The 18,624-nt window shown below is 72.5% G+C and carries 17 protein-coding genes, 1 tRNA gene and 1 pseudogene; 8 read left to right on the top strand and 11 right to left on the bottom strand.

Features of this window, described 5'->3' with window-relative positions; all coding sequences use genetic code 11:
* Positions 1-2: 2 nt before the first annotated feature.
* The gene (locus CIK06_RS00480) at positions 3-311 is read left to right on the top strand and encodes a hypothetical protein (protein ID WP_095563144.1); all 309 of its coding nucleotides are present in this window, start codon (positions 3-5) and stop codon (positions 309-311) included.
* Positions 312-325: 14 nt separating this feature from the next.
* Entirely contained in the window at positions 326-976 is a 651-nt protein-coding gene (locus CIK06_RS00475) for an aminodeoxychorismate/anthranilate synthase component II (RefSeq protein WP_095563143.1), read from the top strand.
* 118 nt (positions 977-1,094) lie between these two features.
* Here the strand turns inward: CIK06_RS00475 and pknB are convergent, their stop codons facing one another.
* From pknB to CIK06_RS00440, 7 genes and pseudogenes are all read right to left on the bottom strand, one after another.
* Positions 1,095-2,873, bottom strand: coding sequence for a Stk1 family PASTA domain-containing Ser/Thr kinase (gene pknB, locus CIK06_RS00470; RefSeq protein WP_095563142.1), 1,779 nt, complete (start codon positions 2,871-2,873; stop codon positions 1,095-1,097).
* The gene (locus CIK06_RS00465) at positions 2,870-4,465 is read right to left on the bottom strand and encodes a serine/threonine-protein kinase (RefSeq protein ID WP_095567453.1); all 1,596 of its coding nucleotides are present in this window, start codon (positions 4,463-4,465) and stop codon (positions 2,870-2,872) included. The genes pknB and CIK06_RS00465 overlap by 4 nt, the downstream gene beginning before the upstream one ends.
* A complete protein-coding gene (locus CIK06_RS00460) occupies positions 4,465-5,967 on the bottom strand; it encodes a penicillin-binding protein 2 (protein ID WP_095563141.1) in 1,503 nt (500 codons plus the stop codon). Before CIK06_RS00460 ends, CIK06_RS00465 begins: the two co-directional genes overlap by 1 nt.
* Positions 5,964-7,406: an FtsW/RodA/SpoVE family cell cycle protein gene (locus CIK06_RS00455; protein ID WP_095563140.1), complete on the bottom strand. Its 1,443-nt coding sequence runs from the start codon at positions 7,404-7,406 to the stop codon at positions 5,964-5,966. Before CIK06_RS00455 ends, CIK06_RS00460 begins: the two co-directional genes overlap by 4 nt.
* 79 nt (positions 7,407-7,485) lie before the next feature.
* Positions 7,486-8,925 carry a PP2C family serine/threonine-protein phosphatase gene (locus tag CIK06_RS00450; RefSeq protein WP_095563139.1) on the bottom strand — a complete coding sequence of 480 codons (1,440 nt, stop codon included), beginning with the start codon at positions 8,923-8,925 and terminating at the stop codon, positions 7,486-7,488.
* Positions 8,922-9,406, bottom strand: a pseudogene (locus CIK06_RS00445) (FHA domain-containing protein). The gene CIK06_RS00450 and the pseudogene CIK06_RS00445 overlap by 4 nt, the downstream one beginning before the upstream one ends.
* 5 nt (positions 9,407-9,411) lie before the next feature.
* Positions 9,412-10,194, bottom strand: coding sequence for a DUF3662 and FHA domain-containing protein (locus tag CIK06_RS00440; RefSeq protein ID WP_095563138.1), 783 nt, complete (start codon positions 10,192-10,194; stop codon positions 9,412-9,414).
* A 210-nt stretch (positions 10,195-10,404) separates the two neighbouring features.
* Between CIK06_RS00440 and CIK06_RS00435 the strand changes: the two genes are divergently transcribed.
* The 4 genes from CIK06_RS00435 to CIK06_RS00420 all read left to right on the top strand — a co-directional run bounded on the left by CIK06_RS00435 (position 10,405) and on the right by CIK06_RS00420 (position 13,357).
* A tRNA-Leu gene (locus tag CIK06_RS00435) sits at positions 10,405-10,490 on the top strand.
* Between the two features lie 108 nt (positions 10,491-10,598).
* Entirely contained in the window at positions 10,599-11,672 is a 1,074-nt protein-coding gene (locus tag CIK06_RS00430; RefSeq protein WP_095563137.1) for an NAD-dependent epimerase/dehydratase family protein, read from the top strand.
* A complete protein-coding gene (locus CIK06_RS00425; RefSeq protein WP_369916269.1) occupies positions 11,672-12,475 on the top strand; it encodes a WecB/TagA/CpsF family glycosyltransferase in 804 nt (267 codons plus the stop codon). Before CIK06_RS00430 ends, CIK06_RS00425 begins: the two co-directional genes overlap by 1 nt.
* A 93-nt stretch (positions 12,476-12,568) precedes the next feature.
* Positions 12,569-13,357 carry a hypothetical protein gene (locus CIK06_RS00420; RefSeq protein WP_198348056.1) on the top strand — a complete coding sequence of 263 codons (789 nt, stop codon included), beginning with the start codon at positions 12,569-12,571 and terminating at the stop codon, positions 13,355-13,357.
* Here CIK06_RS00420 and CIK06_RS00415 read toward each other — a convergent pair.
* The 3 genes from CIK06_RS00415 to CIK06_RS00405 all read right to left on the bottom strand — a co-directional run bounded on the left by CIK06_RS00415 (position 13,334) and on the right by CIK06_RS00405 (position 15,078).
* The gene (locus CIK06_RS00415; protein ID WP_095563136.1) at positions 13,334-13,714 is read right to left on the bottom strand and encodes a hypothetical protein; all 381 of its coding nucleotides are present in this window, start codon (positions 13,712-13,714) and stop codon (positions 13,334-13,336) included. The two genes, CIK06_RS00420 and CIK06_RS00415, sit on opposite strands and share 24 nt — an antisense overlap.
* Positions 13,715-14,005: 291 nt before the next feature.
* Positions 14,006-14,227 carry a DUF397 domain-containing protein gene (locus tag CIK06_RS00410; protein ID WP_095563135.1) on the bottom strand — a complete coding sequence of 74 codons (222 nt, stop codon included), beginning with the start codon at positions 14,225-14,227 and terminating at the stop codon, positions 14,006-14,008.
* A complete protein-coding gene (locus CIK06_RS00405; protein ID WP_095567451.1) occupies positions 14,197-15,078 on the bottom strand; it encodes a helix-turn-helix transcriptional regulator in 882 nt (293 codons plus the stop codon). The genes CIK06_RS00410 and CIK06_RS00405 overlap by 31 nt, the downstream gene beginning before the upstream one ends.
* A 595-nt stretch (positions 15,079-15,673) precedes the next feature.
* Between CIK06_RS00405 and CIK06_RS00400 the strand changes: the two genes are divergently transcribed.
* On the top strand, positions 15,674-15,961 hold the full coding sequence (locus tag CIK06_RS00400; RefSeq protein ID WP_095563134.1) for a hypothetical protein: 288 nt from the start codon (positions 15,674-15,676) through the stop codon (positions 15,959-15,961).
* A gap of 108 nt (positions 15,962-16,069) precedes the next feature.
* Here CIK06_RS00400 and CIK06_RS00395 read toward each other — a convergent pair whose 3' ends face one another.
* Positions 16,070-16,930: a PASTA domain-containing protein gene (locus tag CIK06_RS00395; protein WP_095563133.1), complete on the bottom strand. Its 861-nt coding sequence runs from the start codon at positions 16,928-16,930 to the stop codon at positions 16,070-16,072.
* A gap of 244 nt (positions 16,931-17,174) precedes the next feature.
* Here CIK06_RS00395 and CIK06_RS32075 point away from each other — a divergent pair, with 244 nt between their 5' ends.
* A complete protein-coding gene (locus CIK06_RS32075) occupies positions 17,175-18,578 on the top strand; it encodes a hypothetical protein (protein ID WP_095563132.1) in 1,404 nt (467 codons plus the stop codon).
* The last annotated feature ends 46 nt before the right edge of the window (positions 18,579-18,624 follow it).

The raw sequence follows: 18,624 nt of genomic DNA, 5'->3' as shown, positions 1-18,624 counted from the left end.
GGATGTACCGATGGATCTGGCGTCATCTGCCCTTCGGGCTGCCCGGCCGGCTCGCCGGCTCGGTGCTGCTGACCGCCGCCGCGGTGCTGCTGCTGTGGTTCGTGGTCTTCCCCTGGGCCGAACCGCTGCTCCCGTTCGACGACGTCCAGGTGACCCAGGACGGCGACACCGCCGGGGAGGCGCCGGCGACGACGACGAGGCCGACGCCGAGGTCGACGCCGGTTGCGACCCCGACCGACGACGAGTACGACCTGCCGTACGCCACCCACACGAACGATCGGCCGCCGTCCGGGCAGCCGCTCCCGAGCTGACCGCAGGTGGGACCATGCGCATCCTGGTGATCGACAACTACGACTCGTTCGTGTTCAACATCGTGCAGTACCTCGGCCAGCTCGGGGTCGACTGCGACGTACGGCGCAACGACGAGATCGAACTGGCCGAGGTCGGCCGGGCGGGTGTCGCGGGGGTGCTGCTCTCCCCGGGTCCCGGCACGCCGGACCGCGCCGGCATCTGCCTCGACCTGATCCGCGAGTACGCGGGCCGGCTCCCGCTGTTCGGCGTCTGCCTCGGCCACCAGGCGATCGGCGAGGCGTTCGGCGCCACCGTCGACCGGGCACCCGAGTTGCTGCACGGCAAGACCTCGCTGGTCCGGCACACCGGCGCGGGTGTGCTCGCCGGCCTGCCCGACCCGTTCACCGCGACCCGCTACCACTCCCTGGCCGTGCTCCGCGAGACGTTGCCGGCCGAGATCGAAGTGACCGGTTGGACCGAGTCCGGGGTCGTGATGGCGCTGCGGCACCGCACCCTGCCGATCGAGGGCGTGCAGTTCCACCCGGAGTCGGTGCTCACCCAGGGCGGTCACCTGATGTTGGCGAACTGGCTGGCCGCGTGTGGCCAGCCCGAGGCGCTGGACCGCGCCCCGGCGCTCGGTGCCCGGGTGGACGAACGGCGGCTCGCCGCGTTCGCCGCCGGCTGAGCCGACGACCGGCAACCGCCGGCAACCGGCAACCACCGCCAGAGCCGGCCGCCAGAGCCGGGCCATCCGAGCCGGGCCACCCGAGGCCGGCGGTTGTCGCCGCCGGCCGGTGGCGGTGTCAGCGCGGGATCGGCAGGGTCGGCCCGCCGGTGCCGCCGCCGGTGCCCGGTTCGCTGGGCGGCGGGCTGGACGGCGACGACGGGGGCTCGGTCGGCTCGACCGGCGCCTGATCCACCGTGATGGTGATCTTGGTGGAGGTCTTCTTCTTCTCGTTGGCCGTCGGGTTCTGATCCGAGACGTTGCCCGCGTTGTCGGGGACCACGTCCCCCTCCCGGACGGAGACGTTGTTGAAGCCGGCGCCCTTGAGGATGGCGATGGCGGCCTCCTGCGACATGCCGACCACGTTGGGCACGCTCTTCAGGTCGCCGCTGGAGACCGTGACGGTGATCTCGGTGCCCTTCTCCACCTTGCTGCCTGGCTTCGGGTCGAGGGCGAGGACCGTGTCCTCCGGCTTGTCGCTGGACTCGCTCTCCTTCTTGACCTTCAGACCGAGCGCTTCCAACTGGTCCTTGACGTAGTCGTAGGGCCCGCTGACGAGGTTGTTCGGGACCGTCACCGAGGGCTTGCCGCCGCAGATCGAAACGGTGACCGTGTCCTGCCGGTTCGCCCGCGCTCCGGCCGTCGGGTCCTGGTCGACGACCTTGTCCTTGGTGCAGTCGTCGGTGAACTGCGGGTCGCCGGGCTGCAGCCGCAGGCCCACCTTGGACAGCTCGGTCTCGGCCTGCGCCTGGGTCATCCCGGCCACGTTCGGCACGTCCACCCGGTTGCGGTCCATCTTCTGCACCAGCAGCGCCGCCACCAGGGCCACCACGGCCAGTACGCCCAGCGCGCTGAGCACGGCCATCATCCAGGCCGACGCCCGGCGCCGCTGCGCGTCACCGACACGGGTGGAGGCCGGCGGGCGGCCCCCCTGGCCCTGCCGGCCGGCGGCCGGGGCCGCCGCCATCGTCATGGTCTCCTCGGCCGGCATCACCGGGGTGGCCATCACCGGCCGGCCGGCCGCGGCGCGGAGCAGATCGGCGCGCATCTCGCCGGCGCTCTGGTAGCGGTTGAGCGGGTTCTTGGAGAGCGCCTTCAGCACGATCGCGTCGATCGGCGGGGTCACGTCCGGATTGATCGAGCTGGGCGACGGCGGGTCCTCACGGACGTGCTGGTAGGCCACGCTCACCGGGCTGTCCCCGACGAACGGCGGATGGCCGCAGAGCAGCTCGAACAGCACACAGCCGGCCGCGTACACGTCGGAGCGGGCGTCGACCGCCTCGCCGCGGGCCTGTTCCGGGGAGAGGTACTGGGCGGTGCCGATCACGGCGCTGGTCTGCGTCATCGTGGTGGCGCCGCTGGCCAGGGCCCGCGCGATGCCGAAGTCCATGACCTTGACCTGGCCGTTGAGCGTGAGCATCACGTTGCCCGGCTTGATGTCCCGGTGGATGATGCCGTGCCGGTGGCTGAACTCCAGCGCCGCGCACATGTCGGCGGTGATCTCCATGGCCCGCCGCGGCATCAGCCGCCCCTCGGCCGCCAGCACCTCCTTGAGGGTGCGGCCGTTGACGAACTCCATGACGATGAACGGGATCGTCTCGCCGGTCGGCGCGATCTCCTCGCCGGTGTCGTAGACGGCCACGATGGCGGGGTGGTTCAGCGACGCGGCGTTCTGGGCCTCGCGCCGGAACCGCATCTGGAAGGTGGCGTCCCGGGCAAGGTCGTTGCGCAGCATCTTGATCGCGACGTCCCGGCCGAGCCGCAGATCGCGCCCGCGGTGCACCTCGGCCATGCCGCCGTATCCCAGCAGCTCGCCGACCTGATACCTGCCACCCAGCAGGCGGGCCTGGGCCGTCATCTCGTCTGTCGTCCTTCGCTCGTCTGGTCGCCACCGGGGGGCAGCGCCCGCTGCACCCGACGGTACGGCGTGGGGCCGAAATCGTCGCTACCGCCGTCGGTACGCCACGCCGCGGCCGGCACGGGGCCGGGCCACGGCCCGGCCGTCCCGCTCTGTGTCCGGAGCTGGTTGAGCCCCCAGCAGAGCAGCACGAGCAGACCCACCACGATAGCCAGCACGATCCAGAACGACCGGCGCCCGGCATCGGCGCCGGCCGGTGCCGGCACCGGCCGGGCCGTTCCGGCCGGCCGCCACTGCTGCTGGTTGCCGGCCGGAGCCGGAGCGGGCCGGGGCACCGCGGCGGCGCCCCGGTTGGGTCCACCGGCGGCGTTCGGATGCTGACCGGCGCCCACGGGGGGCGCGCCGGCCGGGACACCCCCACCGGCCGAGACCGGGGTACGCGCGCCCGGCGGACCGGCCGACACGGGTGGGCGGGGCGCAACGGTGGGTCCCGGCGGTCGGGCGTTGGCGTTGCCGGCCGGCGGACGCGGGCTGGCCGTGCCGGCGATCCGGGGTGCCGGGTGCGCGGAAACCGGCGAACCGGGAGCCGCCGCCGGTGGCCGGGCGGAAACCGGCGAACCGGGGGCAGCGGCCGGTGGGCGGGCGGCGACCGGCGAACCGGGGGCCGCGGCCGGGGGCCGGGCCGATCCGGTGGCCGGCGGGTACGCACGTGCGGGGGCGCCGGCCGGTGAGCCGGGCATCCCGGCCGGCGGCGCCGAGTGCGGCCGGGCGGACGCCAGACCGCCGGCCGCGTGCCGGGCCACCGAGGAGAGCGCGGCCGCGGTGGGCCAGCGGGCGCCGGGGTCCTTGGCCATGGCCCGCTCGACGATGCCCCGCACGGAGGGCGGGCAGTCCGGGGGCAGCGGCCGGGGTGTCTCCCGGACGTGCTTCATGGCGATTTCGAGGGGATTGTCCCCCTCGAACGGTCGCCGGCCGGCCAGGCACTGGTACGCGACCACGCCGAGGGCGTACACGTCGGAGGTGGGCGTGGCCACCCCGCCGGTGGCCTGCTCCGGCGAGATGTACGAGGCGGTGCCGAGCACCGCGCCGGCCGCCGTGAGCTGGCCCACCAGCTCGGACCGGGCGATGCCGAAGTCGGTGAGCACCAGCGTGCCGTTCGGCCGGACCAGCAGGTTTCCCGGCTTCACGTCCCGGTGCACGATGCCCTTGTCGTGCGCCGCCTGCAACGCCTCGGCGGCCTGCGCGACAAGCGCCATCGTGCGGGCCGGGGTGAGCCGGCCGACCCGGCTCAGGGTCCGGGACAGCGCATCGCCCTCGACGTACTCCATCACCAGAAAGGCGATCTGCTGGTCGCTGCCGTAGTCGTAGACGTCGACCACGCCCGGGTGGTTGATCGTCGCCATCGTCCGGGCCTCGCCCCGGAAGCGCTCGGCGAACCCGGGCTCATCCAGCAGCGCGGGCAGCAGCACCTTCACCGCCACCGTTCGCCCGAGCACCTCGTCGGTGCCGCGCCAGACGTCGCCCATGCCGCCACCGGCGATCCGCTCATCGATCCGGTAGCGGTTGCCGAGCTGCACGCCGGGGCTGAGGATCACTTGCCACCCCGGTCCTTGATGATCTCCTGGAAGACCTCGCCGGCGATCCGCGCCGCCTCGCCGCTGCCGGCGTCGCCGGCCCGCTCCAGCAGCACACAGATCGCCGAGATGGGCTGGCCGTCCTTCATGAGAAACCCGATGAACCAGCCGTGCGCCGGCACGCCGGGGGCGTTCTCCGCCGTTCCCGTCTTGCCACCGACCGTGTACCCGGAGATCTGCGCCCGCTTGCCGGTGCCGTTCTCGACGACGCTGACCATCATGTCCCGCAGGTCCGCGGCGACCTGCGGGGTGACCGGCTGGCGCAGCTGCTTCGGGTCGGCGGTGTAGTAGTTGGTGGTCCGGTCCGGACCGATGAGCTGCTGCACGAGGTACGGCCGCATCTGGCCGCCGCCGTTGGCGACCGTCGCCGCCACCAGCGCGCCCTGCAACGGGGTCATCCGCACGTCCCGCTGCCCGATCGCCGACTGGGCCAGCGCGCCCGGGTCGTCCTGCCCGTCCGGCCCCTGCATGCTGCCGGTCTCGCTGGCCGCCACCGGCCAGCCGCCGTCGTCGAGCTGGCCGACCGTGAGGTCCTGCTGGCCGAAGCCGAACGCCTGGGCCTTCTGCTTGATGACCTCGGAACCGAGCTTCACGCCCAGCCGGGCGAAGCCGGTGTTGCAGGACTCGGTCAACGCCTTGATGAGGGTGACCTCGTCCTCCGGACAGATCGTGCCGGCCTCGTTCCGGACGTCCGCCCCGGAGCCCGGCGGCCGGTAGACCGAGCCGGCCGGGATCTTGGTGTCCTTGGTGTAGCCGTTCTCCAGCGCGGCGGCCGAGTCGATGACCTTGAAGGTCGATCCCGGCGGCAGGGTCTCGCCCAGCGCCCGGTTGCGCAGCGGCTTGTCCGCGTCCTTGTCCAGCTGGTTGTAGGCGGCCTGGGCCTTCTCGGTGTCGTGCGAGACCAGTTGGTTCGGGTCGAAGCTCGGCATCGAGACCAGGGCCTGAACGGCGCCGGTCCGCGGGTCGAGGGCGATCACCGCCCCCTTGTCCACACCCAACCGGTTGTCGGCAAGCTGCTGGAAGGCCTTCTCCTGGGCGCGCTTGGAGATGGTCAGCAGCACGTTGCCGCCGGCGGTCTGGTTGCCGGTGAACATGTCCCGGAACCGGTCGGCGAAGAGCCGGTCGCTGGTGCCGGCCAGGAAGTCGTTCTCGCTGTCCTCGATGCCGACGGCCCCGAGGTTGACCGGCTTGTACCCGAGCACGTGCGCGTACTGCTCGCCCTTCGGGTAGCTGCGGGTGTAGCGCAGTTCGCCGCCGGTGTCCTTGCTGGTGGCCAGGGCGGTGCCGCCGGCCTCGATGTTGCCGCGCTTGCGGTCGTACTCGGCGACCTGGACCCGGCCGTTGTACGGGCTCGTGCGGTAATCGTCGGCCTTGTACGCCTGTACCCAGTTGAGGTTGGCGAACAGCAGGCCGAACAGGACCATCACCACGACGCCGACCTTGCGCAACGGTGCGTTCACGGGCGGATCACCTCCGTCTGCGCGCCGTGCAGCTTTTCCGGCTGGACCGATCCGCCGGAGGTACGGACCACCGGCGCCGCCTCGACCGGCCGGCGCGCGGCGTCGGACACCCGCAGCAGGATCGCGATCAGCAGCCAGTTCGCCATCAGCGAGGACCCACCGGCGGACATGAACGGAGTGGTCTGGCCGGTGAGCGGGATGAGCTTGCTGATCCCGCCGACGATCACGAAGACCTGGAGGCCGAGGGTGAACGCCAGGCCGCCGGCCAGCAGCTTGCCGAACGAGTCGCGCACCGCCAGCGCGGCCCGCAGCCCCCGCTCGACCACCAGCAGGTAGCACACCAGCAGCGCGGTGAGCCCGAACAGGCCGATCTCCTCGCCCAGTCCGGCGAAGATGAAGTCGTTCTGCACCTCGGGGATCTTCAGCGGCTGACCGCCGCCCGGACCGGTGCCGAACAGGCCGCCCGTGCCCAGCCCCAGCAGACCCTGGACCAGTTGGTAACCCTTCTCGTACGGATCGCCGAACGGGTCGAGCCAGATCTGCGCGCGGACGTAGAAGTTCGCGAACGGGCCGCCGACGGTGCCGCCGAGGAAGTACGCCAGGAAGGCGCCGCCGAAGAACAGCAGCAGGCCGATGATCAGCCAACTGGACCGCTCGGTGGCGATGTACAGCGTCACCACGAACATGCCGAAGTAGAGCAGCGAGGTGCCGAGGTCCTTCTCGAAGATCAGCACCAGCAGGCTCAGCATCCAGACCCCGACCACCGGCCCGAGGTCCCGCCCGCGCGGGAAGTCGATGCCCAGCACCCGGCGGCTGGCCAGCGACAGCACCTCGCGCTTGCGCACCAGGTAGTACGCGAAGAACGCCAGCAGGGCGAGCTTGGCGAACTCACCGGGCTGGATCGAGAAGCCACCGACCCGGATCCACAGCTTGGCGCCGTAGATCTCGGAGTACCGCGCCGGCAGCACCGCCGGGATCATCACCAGGATGATGCCGGCCAGGCCGAGCGTGTAGGCGTACCGGGAGATCGACCGGTGGTCCCGGACCAGCACCAGCAGGCCGGCCGCCAGCACCATGGCGGCCAGCGTCCAGGCCAGTTGCCGGCCGCCGATGCCGGCGAAGATCGGCAGGTGGACCCGTTCTTCGGGGTCGGCCCTGGCCAGGTCGAGCCGGCGCAGGAAGCCGACCCCGATGCCGTTGAGCAGCGCCACCGCCGGCACCAGCACCGGGTCGGCGTACGGGGCCAGGAACCGGATCGCCACGTGCAGCGCGAGGAAGAAGCCGGCGAGCACGGCCATCGGCACCCAGAAGTCGGGGCGAATGGTGCCCAGGACGTTCACCTCGACGGTGGCCGAGTAGCCGGCCACCAGCAGCAGCGCGAAGACCAGCAGCCCGAGTTCGGCGTTACGCCGGGCCCGGCTCTCCCGGATGCGCGGCATCTCGCCCGTGGCCGCGGGCGGCGCTGCGGATCCGGTTTGGCTGCTCACCGATCATCCCTGGGATAGCTGGGGGCCACACTCACTCCACCGACCGGCATCCGGTCGGATCGCCGGTCACCGGGGTCGAGTCGGACAGCGTCGGACTCGGCGCGGCTGACGGCGTACCGATGATGGCCGGTGCCGAGGGCGAGGCGCTCGGGTCCGTCGCCACCGGGATGCTCGGGTCGCTGGTCGGAACGGTCGCCGCGCCCGGGGTGGGTGACTCCTGCACCGGCGGGCTCGGCGGGCAGGTGGGCTTGAGGTTCAGGTTGGTCGGGTCGTCGTTGGTCAGCTCGGCCAGCCGCCGCTCCGCGTCGGGTTCGCTCTTGGCCTGGATGCCGAGCTTGACCCGCTCCTGCGCGGCGGTGGTCAGGTCCTCCAACCGGGTGGCGCTGGTGGCGTGCACGTTGGACAAATTGAGCCCGGCGACCTGCCCGGGGATGCCCTGGAAGACGGCGAGTTGCCCGTCCTCGGTCGCGCCGACGTAGTACTGCCGCTGGGTGTAGGCCCAGCCGCCCCACAGGCCGCCGCCGAGCAGTCCGAGCAGCACCACCAGCAGCAGGGCGGTGCGCAGCGGCCGGCGGCGGGGGCGCTCGGGATCGTCGTCCCGACCGGCCGGCGCGGTCGCCTGTTCCGGGCTGGCCGGTCGCGGCGGGGTGAGCGCGGAGGCCCGGGCGGCCGGGGTCGAGTCGTCGGCCGAGGTGGCCATCCCGCGATCCCGGGCCGCCGCACCGCCCACGATCGGCGCCGCCTCGACGATGTCCTGGTCGGTGGCGTCCGCCACCACCACGCTGATGTTGTCCGGCCCGCCGCCGCGCAGCGCGAGCTGCACCAGGCGCTCCACGCACTGCTGCGGGTCGACGAAGTCGCGCAGGGCGTCGCCGATGGTCTCGGCGCTCACCACCCCGGACAGGCCGTCGCTGCAGATCAGGTAGCGGTCGCCGGGCAGCACCTGCCGGACGGAGTACTCCGGGTCGATGTCGCGGCCGTCCAGCGCGCGGGTCAGCAGCGACCGCTGCGGGTGGCTGCTCGCCTCCTCCATGCTGATCCGGCCCTCGTCCACCAGCATCTGGACGTACGTGTCGTCCTTGGTGATCTGGCTGAACTCGCCGTCGCGCAGCAGGTAGGCGCGGGAGTCACCGACGTGCACCATGCCGATCTTGCTGCCCGAGAAGAGCATCGCGGTCAGCGTGGTGCCCATCCCCTCCAGTTGGGGATTGGCGTCGACGGTGTCCCGGAGTTGTTGGTTGGCGGTGTCGACGGCCGACCGGAGGGCGTCTACCAGGGCGTCGCCCGGTACGTCCTCGTCGAGCGGTGCCATCGCACCAATGACGATGTTGCTGGCGACGTCACCGGCGGCCATGCCGCCCATACCGTCCGCAACGGCGAGAAGCCGCGGACCGGCATAGACGGAGTCCTGATTGCCGTCTCGGATCAGTCCGCGGTCGCTGTGTGCCGCATAACGCAGGGTCAGAGTCATGGCCGTAATTCGAGAGAGGTGCGGCCGATCCGGATCGGCACGCCGAGGGGGACGGGGGTTGGTCCGGTGACCTTAGCGCGATCGAGATACGTGCCGTTAGTGGAGCCGAGATCCTCGACGAACCACTGGCCCCCCGTGGCACGAGCCGAGCGTGCCGGGCCGACGCGTAGTCGTCCGTGATGACCAGGGTGGAATCCTCCGCCCGGCCGATGGTGATCTGCGCTTCGCCCAGCGTGATCCGCGTACCGGCCAGTTGGCCGGCGGTGACCACGAGCTGGTGGGCCGCCCGGCCTCGCTTGACCTTGGCCGGCCGGTTGCCACCGGGGGTGGCCGCGCCCACGCCGCGGGGCGCGGCGACGAGCCGGCTGGACCGGGCGCCGGCGAAGAGGTCCCGCCGGATCACTCCGACGACGGTGAAGACGAAGATCCACAACAGGATGATGAAGCCGAACCGGGCGACGGTGACGACGAAAGCGGGCAAGATCTTTAGCCGTCCACGCGGAACGTCAGCGTGGTGGTGCCGAGCTGGATCATGTCACCGGGGTTGAGCGCGACCGCGGAGACCCGCTGCCCGTTCACCATGGTGCCGTTGGTGGAACCCAGATCGGTCAGCACCACCTGGGCGCCGTCGAAGTCCAGCCGGGCGTGCCGGCGGGAGATGCCGACGTCGGGCAGCCGCAGGGTCGCCTGGTCGCCCCGGCCGATCACGGTGGAACCCATCTGCAATGGATAGGTCCGACCGTCGCCGGAAACCAGCCGGATGTTGCGGCCACCCTGTCCGGGCGGCGGACCGTAACCACCGCCCTGGTCGTACGCCGGGTACTGCGGCGGCGCGTCGTAGCCGGAGTGCTGCACGGGAGCGACGTCGCCGCCGGTGTAGACCTCCGCGGTCACCCGGAACATGCCGGTGTCGAGCCCGTCGCCGCGCTCGATCTCGACGATGACGTCGCCGTACACCGTCCAGGCCTGCTCGCCGATGAACTCGGCCTGCGACTGCGCCAGCTCCTGGGCGAGCGCGGCTGCGTAGGGCGCCAGCCGGCTGTGGTCGTACGGCGAGAGATCGATCACGTAACGGTTCGGCACCAGCGTGCGCCCCCCGGCGAGTATCGCCTTGTGCGCCTCGGCCTCCCGCTGCATGGCGTTGAGGATCTCGACGGGGTGCACGACCCCCTTGAACACCTTTGCGAAGGCTCCTTCGACCAGGCCTTCCAACCGCTTCTCGAAGCGCTGCAGCACGCTCACCGGCTCCTCCTCGGGTCCCGAGGACATGATGGTATCCGGCCGGGTCGCGTGCAGCTCACACGCCGCTCGGCCGACTGCTGACCGGCCTGTCCTGACGACCGGAGTTCTCGTGCTACTCTTCCATCCGCCGCGGCCGGAAGCGACCACGGCGCACCTGGGACAGCGTAATATGTCCCGGCCCCCGATGATCGGTCGGGTCCGGGCGCCGACTACACTCGTCTCCGGTCACACAGCCACGGGGAAGTGGCGGAATGGCAGACGCGCACGGTTCAGGTCCGTGTGCCCGAAAGGGCGTGGGGGTTCAACTCCCCCCTTCCCCACCAGCACCGAAAGGCCCCGCCACCGCGGGGCCTTTCTTCGTACCGGGCGCCCCCGCCGCCGGGGTTATGCTCCGGTGGTTGTCCTGCACCCTCGAACCCCAGGAGTGGCGTGTGAGTGTCGCATTGGTGACCGGATCCGGTGGCCTGATCGGTGCGGAGGCGGTCCGCCACTTCGCCGGGCTGGGCATGGACGTGGTCGGGATCGACAACGACATGCGGCGCTACTTCTTCGGCGAGGACGGCTCGACCGCCGGGAACCTGCGCCGGCTCACCGACGACCTCGGCTCGGCGTACACGCACTTCGCCACCGACATCCGCGACCGGGACGGCCTGGAGCAGGTCTTCAAGAAGTACGGCTCGGACATCGCGGTGGTCATCCACACGGCGGCCCAGCCCAGCCACGACTGGGCGGCCAAGGAGCCGTACACGGACTTCGACGTGAACGCGGTCGGCACGCTCAACCTGCTGGAGAACACCCGCCAGCACGCCGTCGAGGCGCCGTTCATCTTCTGCTCCACCAACAAGGTCTACGGCGACCGGCCGAACAGCCTGCCGCTGATCGAGCAGGAGACCCGGTACGAACTGCCCGCGGATCACCCCTACCACCAGGGCGTGACCGAGGACATGTCGATCGACGGCTGCCTGCACTCCATCTTCGGGGTCTCCAAGGTCGCCGCCGACGTGGCGGTGCAGGAGTACGGCCGGTACTTCGGGATGCGTACCGCCTGCTTCCGCGGCGGCACGCTGACCGGCCCGGCGCACGCCGCGGCCGAACTGCACGGCTACCTGGCCTACCTGATGCGGGCCGTGATGGAGGGCCGCACGTACAACCTCTTCGGCTACAAGGGAAAGATGGTGCGCGACGCCATCCACTCGCACGACGTACTGACCGCGTTCGAGGCGTTCTTCCGCAACCCGCGCTCCGGCGAGGTCTACAACCTCGGTGGCGGCCGGCACTCCAACGCCTCCCACATCGAGGCGTTCCGGATGGCCGAGGAGATCAGCGGCCAGCAGGCGAAGATCAAGTACGTGGAACAGAACCGGATCGGCGACCACCAGTGGTGGATCAGCAGCATGGCCCGGTTCGAGGAGCACTACCCGGACTGGAAGATCACCTACGACGTACCGATGATCCTCCGGGAGATGTACGAGGCCAACGCCGAGACCTGGGTGCCGAAGGCGTGATCGATCAGGGCAAGCACAACGTACTCGGCGTCCTGGTGGACGCCGTGGACTACGACGCCGCCGCCGAACGGGTGGTGGGCGCCGCCCGGGACCGCCGGCCGTTCGCGCTGACCGCGCTGGCCGTGCACGGGGTGATGACCGGCGTGCAGGACCCGGAGCACAACGCCCGGCTCAACTCCTTCGACCTGGTCACCCCGGACGGCCAGCCGGTGCGCTGGGCGCTGAACCTGCTGCACCGGGCCGGGCTCACCGACCGGGTGTACGGCCCGACGCTCACGCTGCGCGTCCTGGCCCGGTGCGCCGACGAGGGCCTGCCGATCTACCTGTACGGCTCGACCGAGCCGACCCTGGCCCGCCTGGTGCCGGCGCTCGAACGGATGTTCCCGGCCCTCAAGCTGGCCGGTGTCGAGCCGTCGAAGTTCCGCTCGGCGCACCCCGGCGAGGACGTGGAGATCGCCGACCGGATCCGGAACTCCGGCGCCCGCCTGCTGCTGGTCGGGCTCGGCTGCCCGCGCCAGGAGGTCTTCGCGTACGCCATGCGGCCGCTGCTGGACATGCCGCTGCTGGCCGTGGGCGCCGCCTTCGACTACCACGCCGGCCTGCTCCGCACGCCGCCGCCGTGGATGCAGCGCGCCGGCCTGGAGTGGCTCTGGCGGCTCGGCCTGGAGCCGGGCCGGCTCTGGCGCCGGTACATCCTGCTCAACCCGGCCTACCTGGCCCGGTTGGCCGCCCAGCGCACCGGCCTGTGGAAGGCGACCCCGCCCGCCCCGGCGCAGACCCGCCTCACCACGTTCCCCGTCTGAGCCGGTCCGTACCGCCCCTACGGGCCGGATCTGCGGGCCGGCAGGGGGCCGCTCCCCGATGTCCGCGGCGCGCCGCTGCGCCAGGCTGCCTATATGGACGTCGAGCTGATCGTGATGCTGGCCGCCGGAGCGCTCTGGCTCACCGCCGGGCTCCTGGTGGACGGGTTGCCCCGGCACCGGACCGCCGCCGCGCTGGCCCGGTGGGCCGGCGCGGCGCTCGGGCTGGGCCTGGCCGGGGCCGTCGCCACCGCGGCGGCCGGCTTCATCGCGCTCACCGCCTCCGGTACGTCGCCGGCCGGATCGCCGGGTGCCGTGCCGGCGCTGCCCGCCCTGCCCGCGCTCGCCGTGGCGGCGTCGACGCTGCCGCGGCTGCGGCGGCTGCGGGCCGGCGCCGCGGCGCTGGTCGGGGTGCCGGACGCTCCCGTGCCGCCGGCGTTGCGGGCCGCGGCCGCGCATCCGCTCGTCGGCCTGCCGCCGCAGCTCGCCGCGCTGGCCGGGCTGCCGGCCGTGGTCATCGGGATCAGCGCCGTGGTCGTCGGGATCGACGCGGCGTCGGTGCCCGGCGGTCCGCTGCTGGGTCCGGCGAGCACTGTCGCGCTGCTCGCCGTGGTGACCATCGGCGTGCGCCAGGCACTCCGGCACAACCGGCTGGCCGAGCGGGCGTCCGCCGCCTTCCCGCTCCGCAACCCGGCGGCCGGCGGGCCGTACCCGGACCGGGGCGACACCGCCCGGCCGCGGTCGGTGCCCGGCACCGACCGGCGCGAGGCGGCACGGGTACGCGGCAACGCCGCGCCCGCCGCGCCGCCGGTGCCCGAGGCCGCGCCGCGCCAGGCGGAACCGGTGGCCGCGGAGGCGCCGTCAGCGCTTGCCGCCGCCCTGTGAGTAGAGCAGGTCGAGGATCGCCCGGGTCGCCTCGAACCACCGGTCGAGCCACTCCGGCGACGGACCGCTGCCCTTGGGCGGCAGCTCCATCAGCAGGCCGCGGAGCAGCGGGTGCTCCAGCAGGGGTTCGCCGTTGCCGGTCCAGTCGGCCGGCTCGAAGACCGGCTCGCTGAGGCCGGCCATGCTCAGCGACGGGATGGCGGCCGGTTCGGGCGGGCCGCCGCCGTCCCGGGCGGTGCCTTCGGTCGGCAACGGCGCCTCGGCCAGCATGCTGTCCCGGCGCGCGCCGCGGTACTTGCCGCCGAAACGCTCCGGTTTGCCCGGTCCGTTGCTCAGGTTCTCCGAATCGATCGTCATGGGGTCTCGCCCTCGCTCGGTCTCAGAACCCGCGAGCGGGTTGGCCGGCCAGCGCCGCACCGCCTGGTACAACGACAGGCCGCGCCGAGGGCGACGCCACGATCCATAACATTACGCCGGGTATCTATGCAGCCACCCCGAGCAAGATTGTCACGGTGAAACGGCCGCGGAAACGACCGACGCGGCGAAACGACCGACGCGGCCACCGCCGGCCGATGGCCGTTGGTGACCGCGTCGTGGCCGGCCGCCGCGTCGCGGCCGGTACTTCTTCTCTTACGGGGGATGGTGCGGTCAGTCCAGGTCGAACTCGCCGTCCTTGGCACCGCCAACGAAGGCGTCCCACTCGTCCGGCGTGAAGATCAGGGCTGCCCCGTTCGGGTTCTTCGAGTCACGGACCGCGATGGCACCGCTCACGAAGGCCACCTCGACGCAGTTGTCGCAATTGGGGCCACTACGTGAACTCTTGTACCAGGCGGCGTGACTCAGGTCGACGCGGAAACCTTTGGCCTCCACTTCCACAATGGCTCCTCTGCCAGCTTCGCTATCAGGGCGACGGATTCCTCCGGAGGGATAGCCGCCGTCCGGATGTGATCGAAAATGAAAATGTACTTCTGCAACTCTTCACTCTTCTCCAGGAAGAGCCCGCCGGTGGCGTTCTCGGCGTACACGACGTCGGGATCGCCCGCCTCCGGGAAGTCGAGGATAGTGAACGTGCCATCCATCCCGGCATGCCCGCCCGCCTCGAACGGCAGGATCTGGAGCGTCACGTTGGGCTGCTCGGCCGCCTCGGCCAGCCGCGCCAACTGCGCCCGCATGACGGCGTCGCCGCCCACCGGCCGGCTCACTACCGCCTCATCCAGCACCACCCACAAGTCGATCGGATCGTCCTGGCTCAGTAACGACTGACGGCCCAGCCGGACACGGACCCGTTGGTCGACCTCATCGGCGCTGATGTCGGGACGCGCAGCCCTGATCATGGCCTTGGCGTACTCGCCGGTCTGCAACAGGCCGGGCACGACCTGCTGCTCGTACGCGCGGATCGAACTGGCCGCGGCCTCCATCCCGACGTACGCCCCGGTGAGCACCGTGCTGTACGGATGCCACCAGCCCTTCTGCCGGGCCTCGCGGGCGATCTGCACGAGTTCGTCGCTCTCCGCGCCGACAACCCCGTAGATCCGCAGCATGTCGCGGACGTCCCGAGGGGTCGCGGAAGTGTGACCGGTCTCGATGCGGGAGATCTTGGAGGCCGAGCATTCGAGTTCCTCGGCCACGGATTCGATCGTGACGCCGGCAGTTTCACGGCGTCGACGCAGTTCCGCGCCGAGACGACGGCGGCGGATGGTCGGGCTCCGGCGCTCGGTCACCGGCGTCACCTCCGGTCGATCGCGCATGGGCGGCAACCCGCCGAGGGCGCGACGTCGATCGGCGGGCGGTCTTGGCGCAGCGGACAGAGTAGACAGTCGGCCGGACCGCGACGACGGAACCTTCGGCTAAGTCTGCCGCGCTGGCGTCGAGCAGTTCAAGCGTCCGGGCGCGGGATGGTCGATCCCGTGCAGATACTGACATGCAACTTGCATTGATCATGTTACTCATGCACCCTGTGCGTATGCCTCGGATCACTCAGCGTCTAACACGCCCCGGCGGGCGCCCGCGCGCCGGACCCGGCGTGCGGGGCTGAACGGCCGAGTCAGCTCGCGCGCCTCGACCCTCCGGGTGAAAGCCCTGCCGCTGGATGCCACGAGGCTGCGGCGGCGGGAGCGGTTCCCGGACGGTGTGGGGCGTTGGCCGGCCCGGCAGCCGGGCGAACCGGCTGCCGGACACGGCCGGCCAGATCACTCCACCGCACCGCGCGGCGCGTCCCAACCGGGCGACGTCCCCGCAAGGACGGCGGAGCCAGCACACCCGACCACCTCTCGCCGGCTGCGCCCTGGCGTCCGATCTCCCAGACCAGGAGTTGACGTGCTTCCCCGATCAGGCGACGTCCTGCAGGTGACCCGCGACGCGAGCGTGCAGTTCAACAACCCCATTCTCTTCCGGGTGATCCGCGTGCTCGACTGGCCGACCTACGACGGCTGGCTGTGGCTCGACGGATACGAACTCAACATGTCGGGCGACGCGGTGGAGCGGAGAACCATCTTCGTGCAGCAGAACGGGCTGCGGCGGTTCCTGTCGCCGGCCCCCGCCCCGCGTCGCGCGCCCGAGGCCGCCCGGACCGGACGGTTGGCCACCGGCCGAGCCCGGGTGTGACCGGACCGGGCCGGACCGGGTGTGACCGGGCCGGACCGGGCCGGGTGGCCCGGCCGCCGGCCGGGGTTGCCCGGCTGCTGCACCGCCGGGGCGGGGTTGCGCGGCTGCTCAGCCGCCGGGCGGAGGACTCGTCGGCGGCTCGGTGGGCTGGGTGGACGACGCGGTGCTGGGCGCCGCGGTCGGCGCCTGGGCGATGACCAGCGTCACCACCGCGCCGGGCGCGACCTCGGTGCCGGCGCCGGGGTCGGTCTCGATGACGGTGCCGGGTGGCTGCTCCGAACTGCGGAACTGGAGCCGGTAGTTCAAACCGGCCTGGTCCAGCAATGCTCGGGCGTTCTCTGTGGAGAGTCCGGTGACCGGCGGCACGGCGACCGCGGCCGCCGAGGTGGGCGCGGCCGAGGTCGGCGCGGCGGAGGTGGGCGCGGCGCTGGTGGGCGCCGCCGTGGTGGCCGGCGGGGTCGCGCTCGGCGTCGGCTCGGGTGCCGGCGAGCTGGACTGCAGGATGAACCAGACCCCGATCACCAGGGCCGACAGCAGCACCAGCGCCACGATGCCGAGCAGGATCGGCATCCACCACGGCCGCCCGTCGCCGCCGTCCGGTGCCTCCCACTCCGGAGCGGGGGCACCGCCCGGCCGGTTGCTGGACGGTGGCGGCACGCCGGCCCGTCCCGACCAGACCCGCGGGTCCGCCTCCTGGCGCCCGGTCGATCCGGCCGGCCCGGCCGGCGACATCGGCCGGGTGGCATCCGGCGGGTACGCCCCGGGGCGCAGCGGTTGGGTCTGCTCCGTCGGCGGGGACACCCTGGTGGCGTCGCCCGGTTCGTCGGCTCCGCCGGCTCCGGACGGGCGGGGCGACTCCGCGGTGTCGAACGGATCGAAGGCCCGGGTCTGGTCGGGCTCCCCGTCCGCCCCCGACCCCTGGGCTCCACTTTCTCGGTGACCCTCGCCCGGCTGACCCTGCTCCGGCATTGCCACGTCCTCTCCCCGGGGCCGGCAAGCCCACACGTCCAACCTATCCGGGTGACACCACCACCAGATCAGATCCGCGATACGTACCCCGTCAATCCGCCGACAGTCATCCATGGCCGAACGGCAACCTTCCATCGACCGAACGACACCGTCGTCTCGCGCTGGGTAGCATCGGCCGCCGCCGGACGGATCCGTTCCGCGGCACGGCTCGCCCCTGCGCCGGCCGCCCGCTACGCTGCCCCGCATGGCCGTACGAGGCTGGTTGGGAGAGGTCGCGACGGCCGTTGGTGTCGCGGCCGGTACGGGTGCCGCGCAACTCGGCCTGGGATACGGCCTCGGCATCATCGCCTGGCAGCCGGCCACCGACGCGACCGGCCAGCTCGCCTGGCAGACCGGGGTGGCCTGGGCCGTCTGGGTGTCGGCAACGGCCACGGTCTGCGGCGCGATCTGCGCGGCGCGACTCGGCAACTCCGGGTCCGGCGCGGCGCCGGGCGGCAGCCCGGGACTGACCGGTGGTCTCTGGCGGCTGGTGCTGGCCCTCGCGGCCGCGCTGGGCGGCCTGTTGACCGTCGCCCTGGTGGCGGTCCCGGCCCGCGCCGCGACCAGGGCGGAGGCATTCTCCCCGCAGACCATCGCGGCCGCGTACGCGGTGCTCGGCGTGCTGATCGGGGTGTTCGCCGCGATCTGGGCGCTGACCTCACCGGCGGTCGCCACCAACGTCCTGGCCACCCTGGTCTGGGTCTGGGCGTTGGCGATCGTCGCGGTCATCGACGGCGTGCTGGCCGGCGACCGGTCCTCCGGCACGCAACTGGGCATGTGGCGGATCACCGACGGCGACCGGTACTGGCTACGCGGCTATCTGTACTGGCCCGGCGCGGCGCTCTCGTTCACCTCGGCGCTGGTGTTCGGGGCCGTCGCGGCCCGCCGCCAGGCCGCCGACGCCGCGTTCCGGGTCGGCGCCACCGTCGCCGGGGCGGCGGGTCCGTTGCTGGTGGCCGCGGCGTACTTCCTGACCACGCCGCGACTCGCGGGGTTGCGCGCCGACCAGCTCCCGGCCCAGGTCATCGCGCCGTACGCGGTGGTCGTCGGGCTGCTCGGCTCGGCCCTGGTCGCGGCCCGCGCGCAGCGTCGGGACCGCGCCGGCACTCCGGCGACGGCGGCCGACACCGGGGCGGACCAGGCCGAGGCCGCGATCGGTACGGCGACCGGAGAGAGCGACCCGGACCGGCCGGACGGCCCGCGGCCGGTGGCCGGAACGGACGGGCCGGAGGCCGGACGGACCGGGGCGGACCCGGCGACCGGAGCCGACCCGGCGCGGACCCCGGCCGGCCGCAAGCAGACCGGGCCGAAGCAGACCGGGCCGGTGGGCCGGGCCACGGTGCCGACAGCGGACGCGGCGCCGGACGGGGCTGCCGACGGGGCGACCGACCGCAGGGCCACCGAGGGCGGCACCGCCCAGGGCACGCCGCCGGATCCGGGATCCGGGACGGGTACCGCGCGGGGCAGGTCCGCCCGGGGCGCCCGCGGCCGGGCGGGCCGGGTGCCGACCCAGCCGGGCGGTCCCGAGCAGTCCGCCACGGGCGGCGCCGGCGAGGGTACATCCGCGACCGGTTCCGACGGCTCCGCCCGCGGCAGGTCCAACGGCTGACCACCGGCCCGACCCGGACCGGCCCAGGTCACTCCACCCCGGCGCT

Source organism: Plantactinospora sp. KBS50 (assembly GCF_002285795.1).
Lineage (GTDB): Bacteria > Actinomycetota > Actinomycetes > Mycobacteriales > Micromonosporaceae > KBS50.
Note: the sequence above shows the minus strand (reverse complement) of the source record. Positions and strands in the feature narration are given on the sequence as shown.